The sequence below is a fragment of the Pedobacter metabolipauper genome (assembly GCF_004362715.1).
GTDB lineage: Bacteria > Bacteroidota > Bacteroidia > Sphingobacteriales > Sphingobacteriaceae > Pedobacter > Pedobacter metabolipauper.
In genome coordinates, this window is sequence record NZ_SNYC01000003.1 from 1,296,951 (window position 1) to 1,319,025 (window position 22,075).

Annotated in this window: 20 protein-coding genes; 7 read left to right on the forward strand and 13 right to left on the reverse strand. The window is 40.8% G+C overall.

Translation table 11 applies throughout. The features are described 5' to 3' along the window. Positions 1–13: 13 nt before the first annotated feature. Together ATK78_RS05680 and ATK78_RS05685 are read right to left on the reverse strand one after the other, a co-directional pair. Positions 14–631 (reverse strand): hypothetical protein, encoded by a 618-nt coding sequence (locus ATK78_RS05680; RefSeq protein ID WP_208112303.1) that lies wholly within the window; start codon positions 629–631, stop codon positions 14–16. Positions 632–671: 40 nt separating this feature from the next. After that, positions 672–2,870: a HEAT repeat domain-containing protein gene (locus ATK78_RS05685; RefSeq protein ID WP_208112304.1), complete on the reverse strand. Its 2,199-nt coding sequence runs from the start codon at positions 2,868–2,870 to the stop codon at positions 672–674. A gap of 247 nt (positions 2,871–3,117) precedes the next feature. Here ATK78_RS05685 and ATK78_RS05690 point away from each other — a divergent pair, with 247 nt between their 5' ends. Further along, positions 3,118–3,978, forward strand: coding sequence for a hypothetical protein (locus ATK78_RS05690; RefSeq protein WP_133575062.1), 861 nt, complete (start codon positions 3,118–3,120; stop codon positions 3,976–3,978). Continuing rightward, on the forward strand, positions 3,971–5,149 hold the full coding sequence (locus tag ATK78_RS05695; protein WP_133575063.1) for an APC family permease: 1,179 nt from the start codon (positions 3,971–3,973) through the stop codon (positions 5,147–5,149). The genes ATK78_RS05690 and ATK78_RS05695 overlap by 8 nt, the downstream gene beginning before the upstream one ends. 86 nt (positions 5,150–5,235) lie before the next feature. On the opposite strand, the gene ATK78_RS05700 is transcribed toward ATK78_RS05695, so the two are convergent. The 8 genes from ATK78_RS05700 to ATK78_RS05735 form a co-directional block, all read right to left on the reverse strand. Continuing rightward, on the reverse strand, positions 5,236–6,219 hold the full coding sequence (locus tag ATK78_RS05700; RefSeq protein WP_243732451.1) for a TerC/Alx family metal homeostasis membrane protein: 984 nt from the start codon (positions 6,217–6,219) through the stop codon (positions 5,236–5,238). Between the two features lie 62 nt (positions 6,220–6,281). After that, positions 6,282–7,244, reverse strand: a complete 963-nt coding sequence (locus ATK78_RS05705) for a hypothetical protein (protein ID WP_133575065.1) — start codon at positions 7,242–7,244, stop codon at positions 6,282–6,284. A 9-nt stretch (positions 7,245–7,253) separates the two neighbouring features. Beyond that, on the reverse strand, positions 7,254–8,351 hold the full coding sequence (locus tag ATK78_RS05710) for a toxic anion resistance protein (RefSeq protein WP_133575066.1): 1,098 nt from the start codon (positions 8,349–8,351) through the stop codon (positions 7,254–7,256). 20 nt (positions 8,352–8,371) lie between these two features. Further along, a complete protein-coding gene (locus ATK78_RS05715) occupies positions 8,372–8,986 on the reverse strand; it encodes a TerD family protein (RefSeq protein ID WP_133575067.1) in 615 nt (204 codons plus the stop codon). A 6-nt stretch (positions 8,987–8,992) separates the two neighbouring features. After that, entirely contained in the window at positions 8,993–9,547 is a 555-nt protein-coding gene (locus ATK78_RS05720; RefSeq protein WP_133575068.1) for a TerD family protein, read from the reverse strand. A gap of 1 nt (position 9,548) precedes the next feature. After that, a complete protein-coding gene (locus tag ATK78_RS05725; RefSeq protein ID WP_133575069.1) occupies positions 9,549–10,385 on the reverse strand; it encodes a phosphoribosyltransferase family protein in 837 nt (278 codons plus the stop codon). Then, entirely contained in the window at positions 10,382–11,077 is a 696-nt protein-coding gene (locus tag ATK78_RS05730; RefSeq protein WP_133575070.1) for an HAD family hydrolase, read from the reverse strand. Before ATK78_RS05730 ends, ATK78_RS05725 begins: the two co-directional genes overlap by 4 nt. Before the next feature lie 126 nt (positions 11,078–11,203). Further along, positions 11,204–12,742: a SulP family inorganic anion transporter gene (locus ATK78_RS05735; protein ID WP_133575071.1), complete on the reverse strand. Its 1,539-nt coding sequence runs from the start codon at positions 12,740–12,742 to the stop codon at positions 11,204–11,206. An 82-nt stretch (positions 12,743–12,824) separates the two neighbouring features. Here ATK78_RS05735 and ATK78_RS05740 point away from each other — a divergent pair, with 82 nt between their 5' ends. After that, positions 12,825–13,661, forward strand: coding sequence for an oxidoreductase (locus ATK78_RS05740; RefSeq protein WP_133575072.1), 837 nt, complete (start codon positions 12,825–12,827; stop codon positions 13,659–13,661). Positions 13,662–13,673: 12 nt separating this feature from the next. Here the strand turns inward: ATK78_RS05740 and ATK78_RS05745 are convergent, their stop codons facing one another. From ATK78_RS05745 to ATK78_RS05755, 3 genes are read right to left on the reverse strand one after another with little or no spacing between them, the layout of a single operon-like run. Beyond that, the gene (locus ATK78_RS05745) at positions 13,674–14,237 is read right to left on the reverse strand and encodes a helix-turn-helix domain-containing protein (protein WP_133575073.1); all 564 of its coding nucleotides are present in this window, start codon (positions 14,235–14,237) and stop codon (positions 13,674–13,676) included. Next, positions 14,234–14,446, reverse strand: a complete 213-nt coding sequence (locus ATK78_RS05750; protein ID WP_133575074.1) for a heavy-metal-associated domain-containing protein — start codon at positions 14,444–14,446, stop codon at positions 14,234–14,236. The genes ATK78_RS05745 and ATK78_RS05750 overlap by 4 nt, the downstream gene beginning before the upstream one ends. Before the next feature lie 22 nt (positions 14,447–14,468). Further along, positions 14,469–16,706: a heavy metal translocating P-type ATPase gene (locus ATK78_RS05755; protein WP_208112319.1), complete on the reverse strand. Its 2,238-nt coding sequence runs from the start codon at positions 16,704–16,706 to the stop codon at positions 14,469–14,471. 133 nt (positions 16,707–16,839) lie between these two features. Here ATK78_RS05755 and ATK78_RS05760 point away from each other — a divergent pair, with 133 nt between their 5' ends. The 4 genes from ATK78_RS05760 to ATK78_RS05775 all read left to right on the forward strand — a co-directional run bounded on the left by ATK78_RS05760 (position 16,840) and on the right by ATK78_RS05775 (position 22,069). Beyond that, positions 16,840–18,072 carry a multidrug effflux MFS transporter gene (locus ATK78_RS05760; RefSeq protein WP_243732452.1) on the forward strand — a complete coding sequence of 411 codons (1,233 nt, stop codon included), beginning with the start codon at positions 16,840–16,842 and terminating at the stop codon, positions 18,070–18,072. A 593-nt stretch (positions 18,073–18,665) separates the two neighbouring features. Continuing rightward, complete coding sequence (locus tag ATK78_RS05765) at positions 18,666–19,829, forward strand: hypothetical protein (RefSeq protein WP_133575075.1); 1,164 nt, start codon at positions 18,666–18,668, stop codon at positions 19,827–19,829. Between the two features lie 73 nt (positions 19,830–19,902). Then, positions 19,903–21,441 (forward strand): DUF4833 domain-containing protein, encoded by a 1,539-nt coding sequence (locus ATK78_RS22700; RefSeq protein ID WP_166664831.1) that lies wholly within the window; start codon positions 19,903–19,905, stop codon positions 21,439–21,441. Between the two features lie 43 nt (positions 21,442–21,484). Next, positions 21,485–22,069, forward strand: coding sequence for an RNA polymerase sigma-70 factor (locus ATK78_RS05775; protein WP_166664832.1), 585 nt, complete (start codon positions 21,485–21,487; stop codon positions 22,067–22,069). The last annotated feature ends 6 nt before the right edge of the window (positions 22,070–22,075 follow it).

Consider the following 22,075-nt stretch of genomic DNA (forward strand, 5'->3'; position numbering starts at 1 on the left):
AATGGTTAACTGATTACATTCCATGTTCATGACCCATACTTTCCGGGTTTAACATGATGTGTGCTTTATAGGTACCTCCATTCATCAGCCAGGGCATACCCGGAACAGATGGTAAAGTAGGCAGACCAGTGCTTTCTCCTGTGGCATAAGGCACATAGACCACATATCTGCGCAATGCATTTTTGATCTCTCCGGTTGCCGGATCAAGGTTTTTTTCATCACCCCAGTATCCATACAAAACCGTCGGGTCTTGAGGAAATATCAGTTTGCCTGATTTGATTTCTGCCTCGCGCGCATCGTTCTTTTCTTTAGTTCCTTTACCTGCCAGCGTAAGCTCGCGGCCGCGTGCCATGAAGGGGTCTAATCTTTTAGGATAGGCGTATACAAATAATCCAGCCTGTTTTGGATTTGGAGCCAAACAGATCATATCATTTGTCCCTTCCCTAAGCAAAATAAATTTACCCTCCGGTGTGTAGCCATATACGGTTGCTTTAGCCCGGTCTTCTGTAGGTGCCGCCATTACAGCAAGGCGAACCTGAACATCTGATGGTAAAACCGTACGTTTGGATTGCTGCCCAAAAGCCATGCTGGACAACATCAATAGTGCAGCACTGATAGTTATTGTTTTCATTATATTTTATATTTATGTGTTGGTTCTTAGATATTAGGGACTATAAAAAGATCCCGATATTTTTCTTTGCCTGTTTTTTCAGTTCCTGATTATAGCTTTCGCCCTGCTCAATTTCTTTGCACAATGCGATGATCTCTTGTTTTTTGTAGGATCTGGGAAACCAGCTTAATACTTCCAGTGCAGCTATTCTAATGGCATCGCTGTTTGTCTGATCTTTTACGGTTTGAATTAAAGCAGGAATAGTCTGATGATAGCGGTAGGCGCGCATGGTCATAATATCATAAAGACGTACTTTATCAGCCTTGCTTTTATCAAGTATGGTATCAATTATTCCCTTTACCTTAACCTCACTGTAGTTCACCAACTTTAGGAGGTCTGCCTTGCTTTTTTCAAAATGAACCAGGCGATCTGCATTTACCTGATCTTCCAGTTGTTTTTTGGATGTTTCTGCGTCCATAAATGGCAATGTGGTGCGAATCTTATAACCTATCCTTTCTGAGTGATAGTCATCTACAACCATATTGATCAGGGCAGGTATAAATTCCTTACCTCCACGCTCGCTGATCTCATTAACCGCATTGCGCCTGATAAATTCATAAGGGTCTTTAGTGGCTGAGATCAGGATCTCCTGGTAATCTGCATTATCCAGTCTTTCTAGCAATTGAAAAGCCTGCATCCTGGTAGTTTCATAAGGAGAATTTAAATAGGTTTTCTTTAGCAGTGCAGAAAGCGCTTTACTATCCAGTAGCCTGGCCAGGTAAACCAATGAAAGTGCCTGCAGATCTGCATCAGGTTTTGAAAGCAGTGTCTTCCAGTAAGCCACAGAATTTTTTCCGGTAATGGCTTTATTAACGTCAAAGTCGGTATTGGCTGTAAAGCTGAAAGTGGGATCACCCATGATGTGGCTTTCCAGGTAGGCGGTATGCTTAAACCAGTTACCTACCCTGCTGCCATGCTGCAAAATACCCATCAGCTGATCCGGCCAAAGATCTTGCAAAACGCCGATACTGTTCGCAATGGCTACGATGTTATTGCCACCAGAGAATGGATAGTAACCGGCCAGGTACTCGTCTAAATGAAATGATCCTGTTAAGCAGTTGTCCAGCATAACGAACCTGGCATTTGGCTTGGCAGATAAGATGTCCTTAACATGAATATCCAGATCATCGTTGAATATAGAGTCGGCCTCAATCACTTTAGGATCAAATGCATTGTCCATCCATCCCATAGAAACACCCAGTGATTTGACAAATCCTTCTTTAACTTTCTCCACATCACGCTTGGCGTCTTTAGCATCCCTTACTTTTGCCCGAAGATACCTGGTCAGGTTTTCAATGGAACCCTGCGGATTGGACACATATGGATATCCATTGACCAGCTGGATGTCTGTATCGCCGTGACCATGCATAATGGCAATGTCAAGATCTTTGCTTTTTAAAGCAGACAGAAGATTAAACTTTAAAAAAGTTTCATTGAGAAAGGAGAAGAACTTAACCTGGTTACCCGGACGGAATAAATCTGGAAACTGACCTTTAAACGCCAATTGTTCCCCAGCCCAGGCGTTAGATGATTCTGAATTATAACCATGACTGGTGGAAATAAAGACATCATTAATTTTATTTTCACGGCTCTTTTCTATAACTACCTTATTCAGGTATTCCCTGATCAGCTGGTATTTATCTTTCCCTGCTATTACGGGCGGTTTAATCCGCGCAGAATAAATACTCATGTTGATCTTTTGAGATCCGGCAGGACTAATAGAATAATAGAAATAGTCTTTCCGCGCAGTATCCTGTTTTATAAAGTCAAATTCAAGTTGAAAATCATCATAAAAACGATCAGATGGTACAGAAGAACGCTGCCAGTTGACCTTTTGATTCATTTTGAAGGTAGATGTCAGGTATTGGGCATCCCGAATCATTGCAATGGGTATATCCCCAACCAGCACAGCGCCCTCTAACGACTGCTTCTGGTTATACAGCTTTTTTAAAACGGATCTGATCTCTTCAGGGTTTTTCCAATTGCTGCTGATGATATAGGTACCTAAACCATCTTTTTCGACTGCATTTTTATAGCTGTCAATTTCTTTTTTTGCTTGAGAATAGGTGTTTTGGTCGACTACAATCGCAAAACTCGTTGGAGAATTCACTCCTGGTTTCTGGATGTCTTGTGCCCCGGCAACGCCAGCTGAAAGCAACAAGGCGATCATCAGGCTTAGTCGGGAGGAAAGAATGTTCATTTGCATGTGTGTTGGTTAATAATTAATTTTTTTCCATGACCGTCATGGCGCGTTTTGGGAGCGCTAAAAAGCTTTTATTAAGATGTTTTTACAGGAGGGATGATTTATTTGCAAACATAGATATTATTAAGACTAATTATAAATAGATTTGTAAATATTTTAAATTTCACAAATAAGCACGATTTGAGCAATCATTTTCGCAACTTTGTTGCAAATGTAAATACTAAACCGAAAAAACCAAACATTCATGAAAAGAAATTTTACTTTACTATCAGTCATCCTGATCACGATCATATCAGGCTGTGCATCAACGAAACAATTGCCTGTTAGGCAACTTCAGTCTTACAGAACACTGAGCGTTGAGGACAGGATGCTCGCTGATACGCTAATTAAGGCTGTGCTTGAAAATGAGGGATTATACACCGTTTCAGGTAAGTTGAAAACGATCAGCAGTGTTAGCAATTTATATTTGAAAATTGCAGATGCCGATCCGGTAGCCTCAGGTAAAAGAGAAGTAACAGATACTGCATCAGCAGATTTCAAGAAGTTAAAACACTACCAATATCTCATTAACGCACTCAACTTTGGTGATTTGCGGTTCTCGATAAGTCCGTTTAAGCTGCACACCAAAGAAGAACGGACGATGCAGATCACCATTCACAGGATCAGTTTAATGGATTCACTGGTTCAGGCCAATCAGGAATTTTACGGACAGTTTGGTTTTAGTCCGGGTACAGATCCCGAACTGCTCATCAATACCACAGAATATGAGGACAAAAACAACCGTTTCAGATCGTATGGCTACTTATTCGGGTACCCTGAACACGCCGTTACTTTCTTTTTGGAAGCGGCTAAGCATGAAGAAAAAAACAAGGGCGAACTGTTGAAACGTGATTTTTTCCAAATTCCGGTCTACAGCGGAAAAACCGGTCATTTTGTGTATGCTGTACCAAAAGGTTATCAAGCTACATCGATAGATTCTGCTATTTATAAACGCGCAGAATACACGCTGGAAAGGTTTAAAAAAGAGCGGGCAAAACATCTGAGAAAAGATGGCACCGTGCAATATTATGAGCTGCTGTTGGCAATGATCCGCCTGGATGACTAGTCAGAAAATAGGTTTCGGTACGGCAACTGCCCTCGTAATTGCCAACATGATTGGAACAGGGGTATTCACGAGTTTAGGGTTTCAGGTAAAGGGGCTTCCCTCCGGGCCTTTGCTTATTTTTCTTTGGTTTTGCGGTGGCGTTCTTGCCTTATGCGGGGGTTTGAGTTACATTCAACTGGCAAAACGTTATCCCGGCTCTGGTGGTGAATATCATTATATTAAGGCCGCTTATCATCCGGTATTCTCCTATTTTACGGGCATCATTTCTGTTTTTGCAGGTTTCGCCGCGCCAGTAGCATTGGCTACCATGGCGCTTTCCTCCTACCTTTCGCAGGTATTTCCAAAAATACCGCTGAAAATATCAAGTCTTGGGATCATTACACTGATTACTTTAATCCACTGCTTTAGCATTCATCTAAGCAAACGTTTTCAGTTTATATCTACTGCAGTTAAATTGCTGCTGATCCTTCTGTTTATCGGATACGGGTTGTCCAGTTCTGCTGCAGGTACTTCCTTCCTGTTCCATGCAGATGACCTCAAGCTGATCACTAGTCAGGGATTTGCCACTTCCCTGATCTATGTCTCATTTGCCTATTCAGGCTGGAATGCCTGTGTTTATATCTTTAATGAGATCAAAGACCCGGAGCGTAATATTAAAAAAGCAATCCTGACAGGAACCATCATGGTAACCATCATATACATGCTGCTCAATTACGTATTTTTAAGAACCGTACCTATAAAAGAGCTGGAAAATGTAATTGAGGTAGGTGCCCGATCAGCAACAGCGATATTTGGCTATTCAGGTGGGAAAATAATGGCCGGTGTGATCAGTCTTCTATTGATATCCAGTATCAGTGCAATGGTGTGGACAGGATCCAGGGTGGTTTCAAAGATGGCTTCTGAACTCCTGCCAGCTAAATCGACATTAACCAATCAAGAGATCCCGCTAATCCCGATACTGGTTCAATTTCTGATCACTGTAGTACTGATCATGACAAATTCTTTTGGAAAGATCCTGATGTATACGAGCATATTACTGATGTTTACTTCCTGTTTAGCTGTGGGTACGCTGTTTAAAAGAAGCAACCAGGCAAAGATCATACACCTGGTACCGGCAGTAATATTTATCCTGCTCAACGCATATGCGATTGTTGTGGTAATGGGTTCATGACAGATCGCTTCTCAAAATATTTAAATAAAAAAAGACTGGCCATCTATAAAATGACCAGTCTTTTTTTATGTCCGAAAAACGGATAACTATTTCGCTTCCGGAGTTTCTTTCGGAACAAATATCAATGAGGCAATAACCGATAAGATCAGCACCCCTCCTACTATTGATAAAGATAAAGGCGAAGAAATGTGATAGATTGGTGCAACGACCATCTTAATCCCGATAAACGTTAAGATAATAGCCAAACCATATTTCAGTAAGCTAAACATGTGTATAAAGTTAGCCAGCAGGAAATAAAGCGCCCTTAAACCAAGGATTGCAAAAATATTGGAGGTATATAAGATCAATGGATCATCTGGTGCAATTGCGAAAATTGCAGGGATAGAATCTACCGCAAACAGCAGATCCGTAAACTCAACTACGGCAACCACTACCAATAATGGAGTAGCCATTTTTATACCATTTTCTATGGTAAAGAAATTGCCGCCATCAAACTCCTTGCTTACCTTAAAAAATCTATAGATCAGTCTTGCGCCAGCACTTTTACTGAAATCCTTATCATCATCGTCGTCTTCTCCACCTGCCCATGATTTAATTCCGGCATAGATCAGGAACAAACCAAATAATAACAGCACGATATTAATTCTAACATTGTGGCCAAACAATTCCATTTCAGGCAAATAAGTAAGATTGATCAAGCCTACACCTGCAAAAATGAAGATTGCACGGAAGAGTAAAGCTCCGATAATACCCCAGAAAAGCACTTTATGATGATACTCCTTCGGTACATTAAAAAACCCGAAAACTAAAATAAAGACAAAAAGATTATCTACAGATAATGCCTTTTCAATCCAATAGGCCGACTGGAACTGGGTAAATTTCTCAAATCCTGAGATGTAATAAACCACACCGCTAAATGCCATGGATAAGGTAATCCATACCACAGACCATATTGCAGCTTCTTTACTGCTCACCGCATGAACTTTCCGGTTAAAGACCCCAAGATCCAGCAGCAGCATAACCACTACTAAAACTGCAAACCCTACGATGACGCCAGGGTGATTAATCATATTACTATTATCCATTTCTAATTCGTGTTGTATTTACGTTTTAATAAATTTTCTTAAAAATGCTAAAAAAGATCGGTTTTAAGCATTGCTTTTAAAATATTTGCCTGAACATCAAAATTATTTAAATGATCCAGGAAGTTAATATCAGATATTTTAGTGTAATTCTCTTTAAGCAGGTCAATGATCTCGTTTGGAATGTAGGTCTTTAATGCCGCGGCACTACTTTCCAATGTATCATTTTTATAAGACAGCTCCTGGATGATCTTCGCTTTTTCAGAAAGATTGTTAGAAAAATCAACCCCGCTCAGCTTAACCAGATCACAGAACAGAAAAAGATTCCTGCTTGGAAAGAATAAGAAGTATTTGTCCATATCCATGAACTTGTACACCTCAACAATCAGCTGGCCGGATTTTAAACCATAGAAGAATTCTGTTTTAAAACCATATTTATTCAACTGGCCCATCAGCTTTTTTTCTATGGTTGCATGCGTATCAACATATACATTTTTAGGATCGTAATCAATGATGGAACCCAGCTGCCCTGAAGAAATATCATAATAGAAATCATTCGCATACCTGGAACTAAATGCATTGATATTTTTGGAAAAAGGGAATTCTTCCGAATGATCGGAAAGCACCTTGAATAACCTTCTTAAGGATTGGTTGACTTTGAGCGACTGCTGCTGCTTATCCAGGTTAAAATCCTTTTCTGAATGAACCTGGCTGCTCATTTTATCTATAAGTTCCTTATTGAGCTGGATCTCGTCATAGATGAGACTAACATTCTTCTCATTGCTTTTTTTGATCTTTTTTAAAAGCTCGATCAGTGTAGCTGTAAACTGGATGTGGAAGATTTCCAGCTTATCAATATCCAGCTCTTCGTTGTTCTCAAAAAGCTGGTGAATGACCTGGCTGCGCAAATATATCTTATAGAGGGCTTCCTCTTCAAAAAACACAGAGAGCAGCTGTAAACGGCCGATCTCTGTGCGTGATGTTCTTAATATAGTTGCATGTCGTTCATCCATTTGTTAAAATTAATTAACGCGGGTCACGTTTTTCTTTAATTCAGCTTCCAGCGTTTTCAATTCTCCATCAAGAACCCTTCTGCTCTGTGCGCCTTCCTCATGAATTTTCTTAACCTCGTTCAGGGTCTCGATCAGTGAGCTTGTTGTCATTTTCAGCGTCTCTAACGAAACCACTGTTTTCTCATTCTCTTTAGCCACATCAATGCTGTTTTGTTTCAGCATCTCTGCATTCTTCTGCAGAATGGTATTGGTGGTATCCGAGATCTTTTTCTGCATTTCCACATTGGCCTTTTGCCTTTGAAGCGCAACAGCAATGGTCAACTGGTTTTTCCACACCGGGATCGTTGTTGAAACGATCGATTGTGCTTTTTCAGCAATCGATGTATTGTTATTTTGAACCACCCTGATCTGTGCAAGCGACTGCAGCATGATAAAACGAACGATCTTCATGTCTGCCAGTCTTTTATCAAGCCTGCTCATAAAGTCTCTCAGATCGGCTATTTCATAGTCCTCATAATCTGCCGGACGGCCTTCCATCTCTGCAAGCTTTAAACTCAGCTCATTATATTTAAGCTGACCAGAAATGATCAGCTCTTCCATCTGGTTGATGTAGCCAATATTACTGTCAAACATCGTTTGCAGGGAGCTGTTATCCTTAATGGAATTTAACCGGCCTGCCTTGATCTTATTGGTAATTTTATCAATGTTATTAACTACTACATCATATTTTTGAAATAGCTTCTTCACATCAACCACCAGGTTTTTAATAAAAGGTATTTTGGAAAGAAATGACTTGAAGCCGCTTTGTTCAAGCTCACCAACATCAATATAATTTAATTCGGTAAGCAGTTCATTGATGAGTCCGCCTACTTCACCACTGTTATAAGTACGTACAGAAGACAAGAAATCATTACTGTATTTCTCCATCGAATTCTGTGCATCAACCCCATAATTAAGGATAGAATTTACATCAGAAGGCTCTAAAGATTTACCGATCTCTTTGAATTTTGCTTCTTCTTCCGGTGTAATTACGGTAAGGTCTACATTGCCTTCTTTATCAAGCTTTACCGGAGTTAAACTTTGAGTTGGATTTTGGTTCGTTTCCATAGTTTTTATCTAATGCAGTATTAAAGATAACTTTGTGTTACTGTTTTAACGGTTTCTTCGAGTTTCTTATCTTTTGTAGGCTCCCCGATCGCATTGAATTTCCATTCCCCGCTTTTTTTATAGAACACGCCTAAAACCATAGATACATGGCCGGCAAAGCCTGCTTCGTTTGCAATATCATACTTTGCAAATACTTCATTTACCCGTTTCGGACTTCCTTCATAAATACGGATCGATGCAAAAGGAATGGTTCCAAAATCATGACCTCTAAAGCTGTTCAGTACAAAAGCGACGTAGTTTACAGCTGGATTTAACCTCGAAAAGTCAAGTGTGATCACTTCATTATCCAGGCCGTCATCACCGCCCATATCTCCGGTCAGGTCATCGCCACTGTGCTTAACTGCACCATCCTTTGATCCCAGGTTACCAAAATAAACAACCTCTGTCAATTGTTTATTTTCGTTGTATAAAGCACAGCTTCCATCCAAATCAACCGCTTCTTTGCTTTTACCAAAGCCGAACATGCCTTTTTTCTCTATAGCACCCCAGTTTATACCTACACAGATATTCTGAAGTTTATTACCATTGCTTTTCTCGAGACTGATGCGCTGTCCCTTTTGAAGATTGATTGCCATAATTTTTTATTGATATTTATTTAAATAGTCCTGTAAGCCACCTTTCATACCCATTCCAACTGCTTCAAATTTCCATTGACCTTCACGCTTGTAAATTCTTCCGAATTCAACAGCAGTCTCGATAGAAAAATCTTCTTCCAGTTCATATTTTAAGATCACTTCATTGGTAGCGGCGTCAAAGATACGTACAAACGAATTTCTTACTTGTCCGAAATTCTGTCTTCTGGCTTCGGCCTCATGGATCGTTACCACGATACAAATTTCAGAAACCCGGGCATCAGCCCTGGTCAGGTCTACCTTAATTTGTTCATCATCACCATCACCATCTCCGGTTAAGTTATCGCCTGTATGTTCTACGGATTCATCCGGAGATTTTAAATTATTATAAAAGATCAGGTGTTCATCCGAAACCAGCTTTTTATTTTGGTCCAGCATAAAAACAGAAGCATCCAAATCAAATGCACTACCTGTTGTAGAGCTGTTGGTATCCCATCCCAAACCTATAGTAAATTTTGGGGCATTGATATTTTCACGCTGCCCTTTTTGCAAGTTAATGGCCATATTATGTTAGTTTAAGGTTATTATTTGTAATGTACTTTTTTAAATGTGTTAAGTTCTTTGAATAACATGCTATTGTGTGGTAGCTATTGCCTAATGCCAGGTTGTACAAGCTATGTATAAAATCATCAGACTGACGCTCCAGGAAAATAGAGAAGCTATTAAAATCGCAATTTAAGATATATTTAACAATCCTCGTATTAAAACAGAAATTACCTCCCTGAATAATTTCATCCAGATCAAATACAGACTTGATCTGGTGATAGTTCAGAAAGTTTTCAATGTTCGGATGAATATCATGATTGACAAGCTCAGCAAAATACAGCATAAAAATATCATTCTTCAACCCATATTCCTTCACCATCCTGAGAATCATCTTCTCGTGACTTCCGGTAATCTTAATGTCGTCTAAAAAGAACAGGATCTTATCCTTTAGAAAGTCCTTATCAATATGAAAGGAGTCGTTTCCAATCAGTTTCATTCTTTCTTCGGCATTCAGTTCACCATAATCATCTTTATAGGTAATGGTACGGTGGATCTTTGCTTCCTGAACAACCAGCCGGCCCTGATCTACCAGCCAGTTGTTTAACTGGTATACAAAGTAGTTCTTCATGGCAAAGGTAGCCGTCGGAATGAAACAATACGGACTGGATATGACCACAATTTGTTCAGATGCCAGGTTGTCTTCTAAAAAATCTTTGATAAAACCATTGGCCAGTTGTTTGCCAAATGCTTTGGCAACCAGTTCATCTCCAAACTTAAAGCGGCTGTAATCATCCGCATGAAATCCGAAATTGATGTTATTATCAATCTTGTGTAACGCATAGGTGTAAGGAATCATGAGATTAGGTGTGCTATGGTTAAATGATTCGAGTTAATTAAAAGGCTCTTGATCCCAATTGCTTCAGCACCTTTTACGTCTGCAAACGGGTTATCGCCAATGTGTATAATTTCACTTAAATTTAGGTCAGCATGTTTGGTTTTGTCGATCTGGTCCAGCATCATCTGAAAGAACTTCAGATTGGGCTTAGACATTCTAACTTCATCAGAATATAGCTGAAAGTCCAGCAACACGTCCAATTCCAGGTGATTTAATATTTTACGCAGGGTTTTACCTTTAATAAATCCCGTATTACTCAATAAACTGGTGGTGCTCAATCCGGATTCTTTTAATTTATATAAAACATGAATGCTATCTGAACAATAAACAACAGGCATATGTTTTAACAACAACACTTCCATCTCATCATATAAACCGTCAATATCAATATCCTGAAAAGCTGTTGAAAAATCGTTGATGATACTGATCACCATCAGGTACATCTCTTCTGCATCAATGTTCTTACCCGTGCGCTCATTAATATGATTCACCATCAGATCTACCTGTCTGAAAATAACAGAGATCTCTTCTATGGTCTTATTTGATGCATTAAAGTGAGCATGAAAGTATTTAGCCCTTTCGATCTTAAAAGCCGGGTTTGATTTGATCAGCGTTAACCAAAGGTCAAAAGAGTAATGTTTATAAAAAAGCATCTCTAAGCGTGTTTTTTTTACTATTAGTCCCAATTTGAGTCTTAATGTTACGAATTTTCGGATATACTCCCAAATTATATAGCGGAATTAACGTTAAGATAATATGAGCCAACCCATTAAGGCCGGTTATTTTTTATCTGTAGCAATACCATATTCCGGGTCTTCCAAAACATTGATCACGATCACATCTGATGCATTTTCGAGTAACCGCCGGCAGTCTGCACTTAAGTGCTGCAGGTGTAGTATCTTACCTGCTTTATGATAACGTTCCGTCAGTTTATTCAAGGCTTCAATGCCCGACATATCTGCTACCCTGCTTTCCTTAAAATCAACAATTACTTCCATAGGATCATTTAATACATCAAACTTCTCATTAAATGCAGCAACAGATCCAAAAAACAGCGGACCAAAGATCTCATAATGCTTCGCTCCTGCATCATCAATAAATTTCCTGGCCCGTATTCTTTTTGCACTTTCCCAGGCAAATACCAGTGCCGAGATCAGTACACCAATGAATACGGCAAGTGCCAGATTATGCAGCCATACGGTGATGCCTGCAACCAGGATCCCTACAAATACATCCTGTCTGGGCATTTTATTGATGATCCGGAAACTCATCCACTCAAATGTTCCAATAGCAACCATGATCATCACCCCCGTTAATGCAGCCATAGGCACCTTTTCAATAACCGGCGCACCAAACAATATAATTAACAATATCGTTATCGCAGCAATGATGCCCGATAAGCGGCTTCTGGCTCCGGCAGAAAGGTTAACCAAAGTCTGGGCAATCATCGGGCAGCCGCCCATGCCAGAGAAAAACCCATTTAAGATATTGGCACTTCCCTGGGCAATGCATTCTTTATTTCCATTTCCCCGTGTTCCTGTGATTTCATCGACCAGGTTTAAGGTAAGCAGACCTTCTGTTAACCCCACGCTGGCCATGATCAATCCGTATGGAAAAACAACCTGCAGCATCTCCAGGTTAAAAGGAACCTTCGGAATATGAAATGGCGGAAAGCCACCACCAACAGCGGCAATATCTTTTACCGTCCTGGTATCAATCCCAAAACCAAGTACCACCAGAAAGACCACAACAATAGCAACTAAAGAAGCGGGAACCGCTTTTGTAAATTTTGGAAGCAGCATAACAATCGCAATGGTCAATGCAACCAGGCCCAGCATGATCCATAATGCATTTCCGGTTAACCATACCGTTTCATTGTTGACTATCGTTTTAAACTGTCCCAGTTGCGACATAAATATCACTATGGCCAAACCATTTACAAAGCCGAACATAACCGGTTGCGGCACCAGCCTGATAAACTTGCCGAACTTAAAGATCCCTACTGCAATTTGAATACAGCCAGCCAGAAAAACCGCAGCGAATACGTATTCAATGCCATGAGACCGCATTAAAGCAATCAGTACAATGACTGTAGCACCAGCTCCGCCAGAGATTAAACCCGGTCTGCCGCCAAAAATGGCCGTAATCAGTCCCATAATAAACGCAGCATATAACCCGGTTAATGGGGGTAAACCTGCTAAAATTGCAAATGACAGTGACTCCGGCATCATCGTCATGGCCACCGTTAAACCGGCCAGTATTTCTATTTTATAATTGATCTTTTGTGAAAAATCGAAAAGTCGCGATTGAATATTCATAGGATAAGCAAACTTATGATTTTCTGACTGAAACTAAATCCTTAAAAAATTGTTATTTAAGCTGAAATTAGAAGGATATATTATGGATAAAGTATGGTTAATAACCGGTTGTTCAACCGGATTTGGGCGCGAGCTGGCAATACAGGTATTGGCACGGGGATATAAGGCAGCTGTTGCTGCACGCAATATTGAAGATATTGAAGATATCGTAAAAGCATATCCCGAAACGGCTATACCAGTTACGCTCGATGTAACCAAATCTGATCATATTTCTGATGCGGTTAAACAGGTAACCGAAATATTTGGACGGATAGATGTGCTGGTGAACAATGCGGGTATTGGTTATTTTGGCTCTGCTGAGGAAAGTGATGACCAGGAAACGCGCAGAATGTTCGACATCAACTTCTTCGGACTCGCGAATATGATCCGTGAAGTGCTTCCAATCATGAGGAAACAACGCAGCGGGCATATCATCAACATCGCATCGATTGGTGGATTAACTGCCTTCCCTGCGCTTTCCTACTACCATGCTACAAAATTTGCAGTAGATGGATTTTCAGAATCCTTAGCCAAAGAAACCGTACCATTGGGTATTAAAGTAACCGTTATTGCACCGAGTGGATTTCGTACAGACTGGGCCGGACGTTCGGCAAATGAAGCGAAGAGTGAGATCGAAGACTATAAGGCAACTGCAGGGGCAAACATGGCCAGCATCAGGGCCTATAGCGGCAATCAGCCCGGCGACCCTGTAAAAGCTGCTGCAGCAATCATTAAAGTAGCAGAAGCAGAAAACCCGCCTTTACGGTTATTGCTTGGTGCCGCCGCCCTTAAAAATGCACGCAGAAAGATTGAAGAATTAAATCATGATTTTGATACCTGGCAGGATACGACAGTTGGCGCCGACTCACCCAAATCCTAAAAAAATATAGCATCACAGCTTATCCAGGGATCTCCTGGATAAGTTAGCTGATGATTTGTATTTACTTGGAGCTATGCCCGTAACCAGTTTAAACTGGGCCGATAGATGTGCATTGCTGCTATAGCCCATTTTATACGAGATCTCGTTCAGATTAAGTTCTCCATATTCCAGCAGCTCTTTCACTTTTTCAATCTTCTGCTGAATGATATACCGCTCAATGGTTAGTCCTTCAGTATCAGAAAACAACCTGCTTAAATAGCTATAATCTTTATTTAACCGTTCTGCAATCAAGTGCATCAGGCTATGCTTTACTTCATTCAGATCCGAATAATGTACAAAATTGATCACCTCGTTCTTAATTTGTTCTACCAGCTGATCTTTCTCTTTATCGATCAGTTCGAACCCTAAAACATGGAATGCGGATGCAATATCCTGCAGTTGTGCGGCATTGGGATCCGGATGAATGGTGACCTTACCCAGCGAGATCTCCTCAACCCTAAACCCGAGGTTCTGCATTTGCTGGTTAACAATCAGAATGCAGCGGTCGCAAACCATATTTTTTACATGGAGTATCATATTTTTTCAGCCTGGTAACCGGCACGGTCCAGCGCATTAATTACTTCTTTAGGATTTAAAGCTTCTTCTGCATCGATAGAGAGTACCTTATCCGGCGTCTCTGTATCTACTTTCCAGCTTTCAATTTGTGTTAATTCATTCAGGAAAGGGGTTACGGCTGCAATGCAGCTGCCACATTTAATATTTGTCTTGAACTTCAGCGTAGGCATAGGGTATATATATAATTGTGAATTAAGTATTCAAATTTGCGAATTTTAAACGTAAACTATTGCCGACTACAGATACAGAGCTTAGCGCCATAGCTGCTCCGGCAATCATCGGATTCAGTAAAAAACCATTTATCGGGTATAGCAATCCTGCAGCAACCGGAATTCCGATCAAGTTATAAATAAAAGCCCAGAATAAGTTCTGACGGATGGTCTTAACAGTTAACTTCGACAATTTCAAGGCTTTGGGTACCTGCTGCAGATCTGATGAGATCAAAGTGATCTTTGCTACATCTATGGCAATGTCCGAGCCTTTGGCCATAGCAATAGACACATCTGCTTGTGCAAGTGCCTGACTGTCGTTAATTCCATCTCCAATCATGGCAACAACTTTCCCTTCTTGCTGTAGTTTTTCAATAAATACGGCCTTATCCGTTGGAAGAACTTCCGCTTTAAAGTCAACAATACCCATATCAGCAGCTACAGCTGCTGCAGTTTGCGCATTGTCTCCGGTTAACATATAAACGGATATATTTTGATGCTTTAAAGCGAGCACTGCAGCTTTTGATCCGGGTTTAATCTGATCTGAGATCGCTGTAACAGCTAAAACATGTTGTCCATTGGCAAAGTAGATCACAGTTTGAGCCTGCTCCTGCAGCAACTTTGCCTGTTCTGCCAAATGACTTGAAATTTCCTGGTTATTTTCTGCCAATATCTTATGGCTCCCCGCAAAGTAGGGTTTGTCTTCATAATAGGCAGATACGCCTTTTCCGGTCAGGCTTTTAAACGCGCTGATAGATACCGGGCGTACCTGGTCCCGTTCAAATTGTTTGACTATAGCGGCAGCAAGCGGATGTTCAGAATTCTGCTCCATGGCCATAAATATTTGTTCAAACAAATCCTGGTCTTCAGAAAACAAACCTTGTTCCCATTCCATTAACGTAACCTCGGGCTTACCTGCCGTAATGGTCCCGGTTTTGTCCAGCACTATTGCATCTACCTTATAGCTAAGCTCAAGTGCTTCCGCGTCCTTGATCAAAATTCCATGCGCTGCCCCTTTTCCAATACCTACAATGATTGCTGTAGGCGTTGCCAATCCCAATGCACAGGGACAAGCGATAACCAGTACGGTAACCATTGCCATCAGCCCATTGGCAAATGCATTTGTTCCGCCAATCAAAAGCCAGATTCCCAATGTGAGTACAGCAATAAGCATCACCACCGGAACAAAGATCCCTGCCACCTGGTCTACCAGCTTTTGAACCGGTGCCTTTGATCCCTGGGCATCTTGCACCAGGCGGATGATATTTGACAGCATCGTATCATGACCTACTTTTTCTGCAGTAAAACGAAAGCTTCCTTTTTGGTTGATCGTGCCTGCAAAAACACGATCACCTGTCAATTTAGCAACCGGAACCGGTTCTCCGCTGATCATACTTTCATCCACATACGATTCACCCGCATACACTACCCCATCAACCGGTATCTTCTCTCCGGACCTTACCAGCAAGCGGTTTCCCGGAACAACGTCATTGATATTTATTTCCTGCTCTGCAGTATCTGTGATTAAAATTACTGTTGAAGGCTGTAAACCCATTAGTTTTTTGATCGATGCTGATGTTCCCGACTTTGCACGTTCTTCAAGCAGTTTACCCAGCATGATAAAAACAATAACTACTGCGGCTGTTTCATAATATACATGCGGATGCAACCCCCTGCTGTGCCAGAATTCGGGATAAAAGGTATTAAACAGGCTAAATAAAAATGCAATTCCTGTACTTAAAGCCACCAGCGTATCCATATTTGCGCGGCCATGTGTTGCCTGTTTATAGGCATTGACAAAGAAGTTTTTTCCAAAATAGAAAACTACCGGTGCCGTAAGCAGGAGCATGATATAATTTGCATAGGCGATGTCCATAAAGAACATACCAATAATCACAACAGGCATACTGAGTAATGCAGAAGCGATCAGTCGTTTCTTTAATGCATTATATGCTGTATGCTGAGCCTCTTCCTGTTTACTATCCGCCTCTGCATCCAGGATCAGGTCGTAACCGACCGATTGTAATGCTTTTTGAAAACCTGCAGGCTGAATGGTATTTTCATGATAAATCACTTTAACCTTTTGAGTTGCATAATTAACCGATGCACTTTCCACTCCAGGCTGCCTGGCAAGCACAGACTCTACACTTGATGCACATCCTGCACACGTCATTCCTAAAACCGGAAGTGTAATGGTATCTGTTTTTTCCTGTAAGGCCATTTGATTTGATTTACCTGTCAAAGGTACACTCAAGGTACCGGTTTAGCTTACAGAATCTTGTATAAAAATTACATAATTTGGTCAAATAACAGCTCAAACACGAAGGTACAATGGTTATCTTTGCCGGCATCCAATGACATTCAATTCAGATCTCAGATCTGATCTCTACAGACCAATGACGAACAAAAAATACTTTTCTCTAATTTTAATACTGGGCTCACTCACTGCACTTGGTCCTTTTTCAATAGATATGTATCTGCCGGGATTTCCTGCAATTGCAAAAGATCTGGACACTACTGTTGGGAAAGTCGCCTTGTCCTTATCCAGTTTCTTTATCGGCATTTCTGCAGGCCAGCTGTTATATGGTCCGCTGCTTGACCGTTTTGGCAGAAAAAGACCATTGTATGCTGGTTTAAGCATTTACATACTTGCTTCTGCAGGATGCATTTTTTGCACCAGCATAGACATGCTGATTGCACTTCGGTTTATCCAGGCCATTGGAAGCTGTGCGGCTGGTGTTGCATCCATTGCCATGGTGCGCGACTTATTTCCGGTTAAGGACAATGCCAAAGTATTTGCATTGCTGATGCTTGTATTGGGAGTTTCGCCCATGATTGCTCCGACTGTAGGCGGATATATCACCGTTTCTTTTGGATGGCATATGGTTTTTCTGATCCTGATGGCTATTGGCATATTTAATTTAGTGGCAAGCTGGCTTTGGCTGCCGGACAGCTACAAGCCAGATACTACGATGTCTTTAAAGCCGAAACCGATCATTGCTGGTTTTATGACCGTATTAAAAGTTCCGCAGTTTTACACTTACGCCTTTACCGGTGCAATGGCCTTTGCAGGTTTATTTGCTTATATAGCAGGCTCACCCCTGCTATTTATGGATATCTTTGAAGTAAAAGAAGAAACCTATGGCTGGATCTTCGCTTTGCTTTCTATTGGTCTTATCGGCTCCAGCCAGATCAATACCATGCTGCTTAAACGCTTTAAAAGCGAACAGCTTATATTTGCTGCATTAATGGCGCAGGTACTAACTGTTATATTTTTCCTGATCGGCAGCATCTATGGTTGGTTTGGATTAGAGGCTACTATCTTTTTGCTATTTATATTTCTGTGTTGCCTGGGCATTGCCAGTCCCAACTCTTCAGCCCTGACACTTGCTCCTTTCACTAAAAATGCAGGAACTGCTTCTGCCTTAATGGGTGCTGTACAAATGGGACTCGGTGCATTGGCATCGGTGTGCGTAGGAATTTTTGATGTGCGGTCTGCCATTCCCATGGTTGCAATTATGACTGCAACATCCATCACTGCATTTACGATTCTTAACGTTGGCAGAAAACGGATCCCTAAAATTTAACATCTCGTTTTATTTCTGCCTTACTTCTTAGTAAGATCTGATGTAAAGCTGAAGACAAACGTTACCTGTCTCAGATAACTAAGGTCATGCCTAACTATTTTCTGAAATACACATACTTTGTTTAAGGTTTTAAACCCATTTATGGCCAGACCAGAAGCATGCTGTTTGTATATCTCAAACAGGAATAACAAATTCAAAATGTATTTGAATTCAAAATTAACGAAGTGCTAATTGCAGCAAAATTCTGTAAGACAGGACATAGTCTGAAGGCACACGTTCTGCACATAAGTGTACATTGAATCCAAGTGTTATCCAAGTTCTATCCAAGTATTCCCGTAAATACCTGGAAGGAACGTGGATTTACCCTGTATTCAAGTTGTATTCAATCTAGCCTCATATCGAGGAGTTGTGCCGCTGTATTCGACCGCTAATTACGGAGGATCTAAGGCTAAATTTAATGATGGGCACATTCAACAATACGAAATGCAGACACTAATCTGGTTTTTTATAACCCAATTTTATATCCATAAAAATTTTAATCCCGCATAGGGGTAAAAGTTAATCCCGTTGTCTTACACTAAAACAGACAACAAATGAGCTTTAAAAATAACATCAAAAAAACACGTGTTCAGCTAACCAAAGCTATAGCAATCTTTGCATTTCTAACTGAAGGATTGACGGCATCCGCACAAACGCACTCTTCAGAGAAACTACACTTCGGACTCGTTTATCCAATCAGCTCGAACGGCACACATGCCCCGCTGGATACCAACAATCTATCTGTAAATCTAATCGCCGGAATATCAGCTTCAGAAAAAGGTTTATCGTTTGCCGGTTTCTCCAATGTAGTGCGCAATGGTGCTAAGGGGATTCAATTTGCCGGTTTTTCAAATCACATTGGCAAAATGGCAGAGGGTGCACAATTTGCAGGATTTATGAATACCTATGGTGAAAGCAATGGCGTTTCTTTTGCAGGATTTACCAATATTGCGTCCGGTAATGTTAAAGGTGCACAATTTGCGGGATTTTCGAACATTGCGAAGCATGTCTCCGGAGCACAGTTTGCAGGTTTCCTCAATAAATCAGCGAACCTCACCGGATCCCAGTTCGCGGGTTTTATCAATATTGCCGGTAAAAAAGTAGGTGCTTCTCAGTTTGCCGGATTTATCAATATTGCCGAAAATGTCAAAGGCTCACAGTTTGCCGGGTTCATCAATATTGCAAAAAAAGTAAAGGGATCTCAAATTGCTGGATTTATTAATATTGCCGATAGCAGCGACTACCCCATTGGAATTATAAATATTGTGAAGAATGGTGAAATGAGCATTGGTGTAAGTACAGATGAGAACCTGACCACCATGGCAACATTCAGATCTGGCGGTAAAGTCCTGTATGGCATCATTGGGATCGGGTATAATTTCGAAAACACAGATGAGGTGTATGCGGCCGAAGCAGGCCTTGGTGCGCATTTCTTCAACGCTAAAACATTCAGCCTGAATACAGAGCTTACCTCAAGTATGCTGGAAAGTTTTAAGAAAGGCGAGTACTTTAAAGCAACGCTGCGTGTATTGCCGACGCTGAAAATCACTCCATTTTTAAGCCTGTCTGCCGGTCCGTCGCTGAACTATGTAAGTACAGATACAGCAGAAGGCCGGGCGCTAACCAAAAAATACATCACGTCAAAAGAAAACAAGCGGGGAACGAATTTCTATGGCTTATATGCCGGTTATAATGCTGGTATCCAGGTGATCTTTTAAAACCCTTTTTAACTGGTTTATCCCCCTCATCGTCTTTAAGATATTGATCTATTAAACTTTAACTTATACCCCCATGGCAGCAATTAAATCTACACTGAACGATCTCATTTCCATATTTGGTGCAGACCAGATCCCTATGGAAAGTATTCATCACTTAGAAAAAAGTGCACCGGATGTATTGGTCTATGCGTTGCCTGCTGTGTTCTTTTTCACGGCATTGGAATGTGGCATCTCCTGTTTTGGTGAACACAAAACTTATGAGGCCAAAGAAACTTTTGGCTCTCTACTGATCGGCATTGGAAATCTCGCCGTTAACCTGCTCATGAAAATGGTGTTGCTTTACGGTGCAATCTGGATCTATAACCTGCTGCCATGGCGTATCACCTTAAATTGGTGGACATTAATACCCTGCTTTATTGTGTACGACTGCTGCAGCTACTGGTCACACCGTACCTCTCATTTTAACCGATTCTTTTGGGCAACACATGTAGTGCATCATTCTGCGGAACATTACAACCTTACCGTGGCATTCAGACAAAGCTGGGTGCAACATGTTAAAACCATATTCTTTATTCCGGTAGCCTTAATGGGCTTCCATCCCCTTGTATTTTTTGTAATAAGCCAGTTGAGTACCCTGTATCAGTTTTGGGTACATACCGAGAAAATTGGAACCCTGCACCCTTTTATAGAGAAATACCTGGGTACACCATCCAATCACCGTGTTCATCATGGGAGTCAGGAAAAATACCTGGATAAGAATTTTGGGGCAACCCTGATGATCTGGGACCATTTATTTGGCACCTTTCAATACGAAGAAGAAAAACCCATCTATGGTCTGACTACGCCTGTTGAGAACAAAACCAACCCTTTTGTACTGAACTTTCATGAGTACCGCGATATGGTACACGACCTTAAACACAGCGACGGCTTAAAAGAGCTTTTCTTTTTTATGTTTGCCAGCCCCGGAAAGATCTATACCCATAAAGTAAACCAGCTCAAAAAGAAGCAGAGAGGACAAAGCGAAATGCAGGCCAATATTAACAATAGATTAAAGATTAACGGTAAGGATAAATGGAAGATCACTGCCTGCCTGCTATTGATCATAATGGGTTTTAATCAGCCTTTACACGCACAAAAGGAACCTGAGGCAACATTGCCTACCCCAAAAGGAAATAACCTGCTGTTCTTTCTGCAAAGAAATCCGGATGCCAATACGGTAATCTATGAACTCAACTACAACGAAGACGGCACGTTAAACCCATCAAATCCGGTTAAAGGTTCATGGATCAGGTATGAAGAAAATGAGCGTTTTAAAGAACTGACTGCCATTGAGAAAAAGTTCGCTTACGGTGTTAAATGCAAATCTTTGGGTAATGATGAATTTGAGATCCGTCTGGTAGCCTATAAAAAACTGCCCCTATACTTATTAAAGTCTGATTCAGATCATAAATACAGGATCTATATTAAGGATGAGGGCAAAAACCTGTTGCTAAAGCGGGTATTTGTACGTGTTAATGGTGGTTCGTTTTGGTTCCCAAAAGTACAGTATATCGATCTGATCACTACAAACAGCGCCTCAGGCATGGAATTTTTGAAACGGATTAACCTATAAGAATAGAAAACCAATACCTTTATAAAGATTTAAAACCTTGAAATTGAGTGCTCCAACTTTAGAAATATTTCAGCAGCCGTTTTCCGATGAAGCATTTGAACTTTTGTTTAAATCGCATTATAAGGCACTTCATGCGTATGCAAGTTTGATGCTGAGGGATGAAGATGCATCCGAAGAGATTGTCCAAAATATGTTCCTTAAATTCTGGGAAAAACGGGATCTGCTGAATATACAGACCTCTTTGAAAGCATATTTGTATAAATGTGTACATAACGACAGCCTGAACTACATAAAGCATCAAACCATCAAGGCCAAATACCAGGATCATGCGGCTTATTCCAGGAATGACCATCATGAAGCTGCATCCTCAAAAGTAGAATTATCTGAGCTGGAGGTTAAGCTTAAGGAAGCACTGGATGAGCTTCCGGAGGGCTGCAGAACGATATTTCAGATGAGCAGATTTGAAGAATTAAAATACAGGGAAATAGCCGAACAACTTGGACTGTCTATAAAAACTGTAGAAAATCAGATGGGAAAAGCGCTAAAAGTTTTGCGGCTAAAGCTGGCAGACTTTATCGCCCTGATCATGCCGGGAATAATCATGTATTACAAGGATTTTTTTAATTAAGAGACA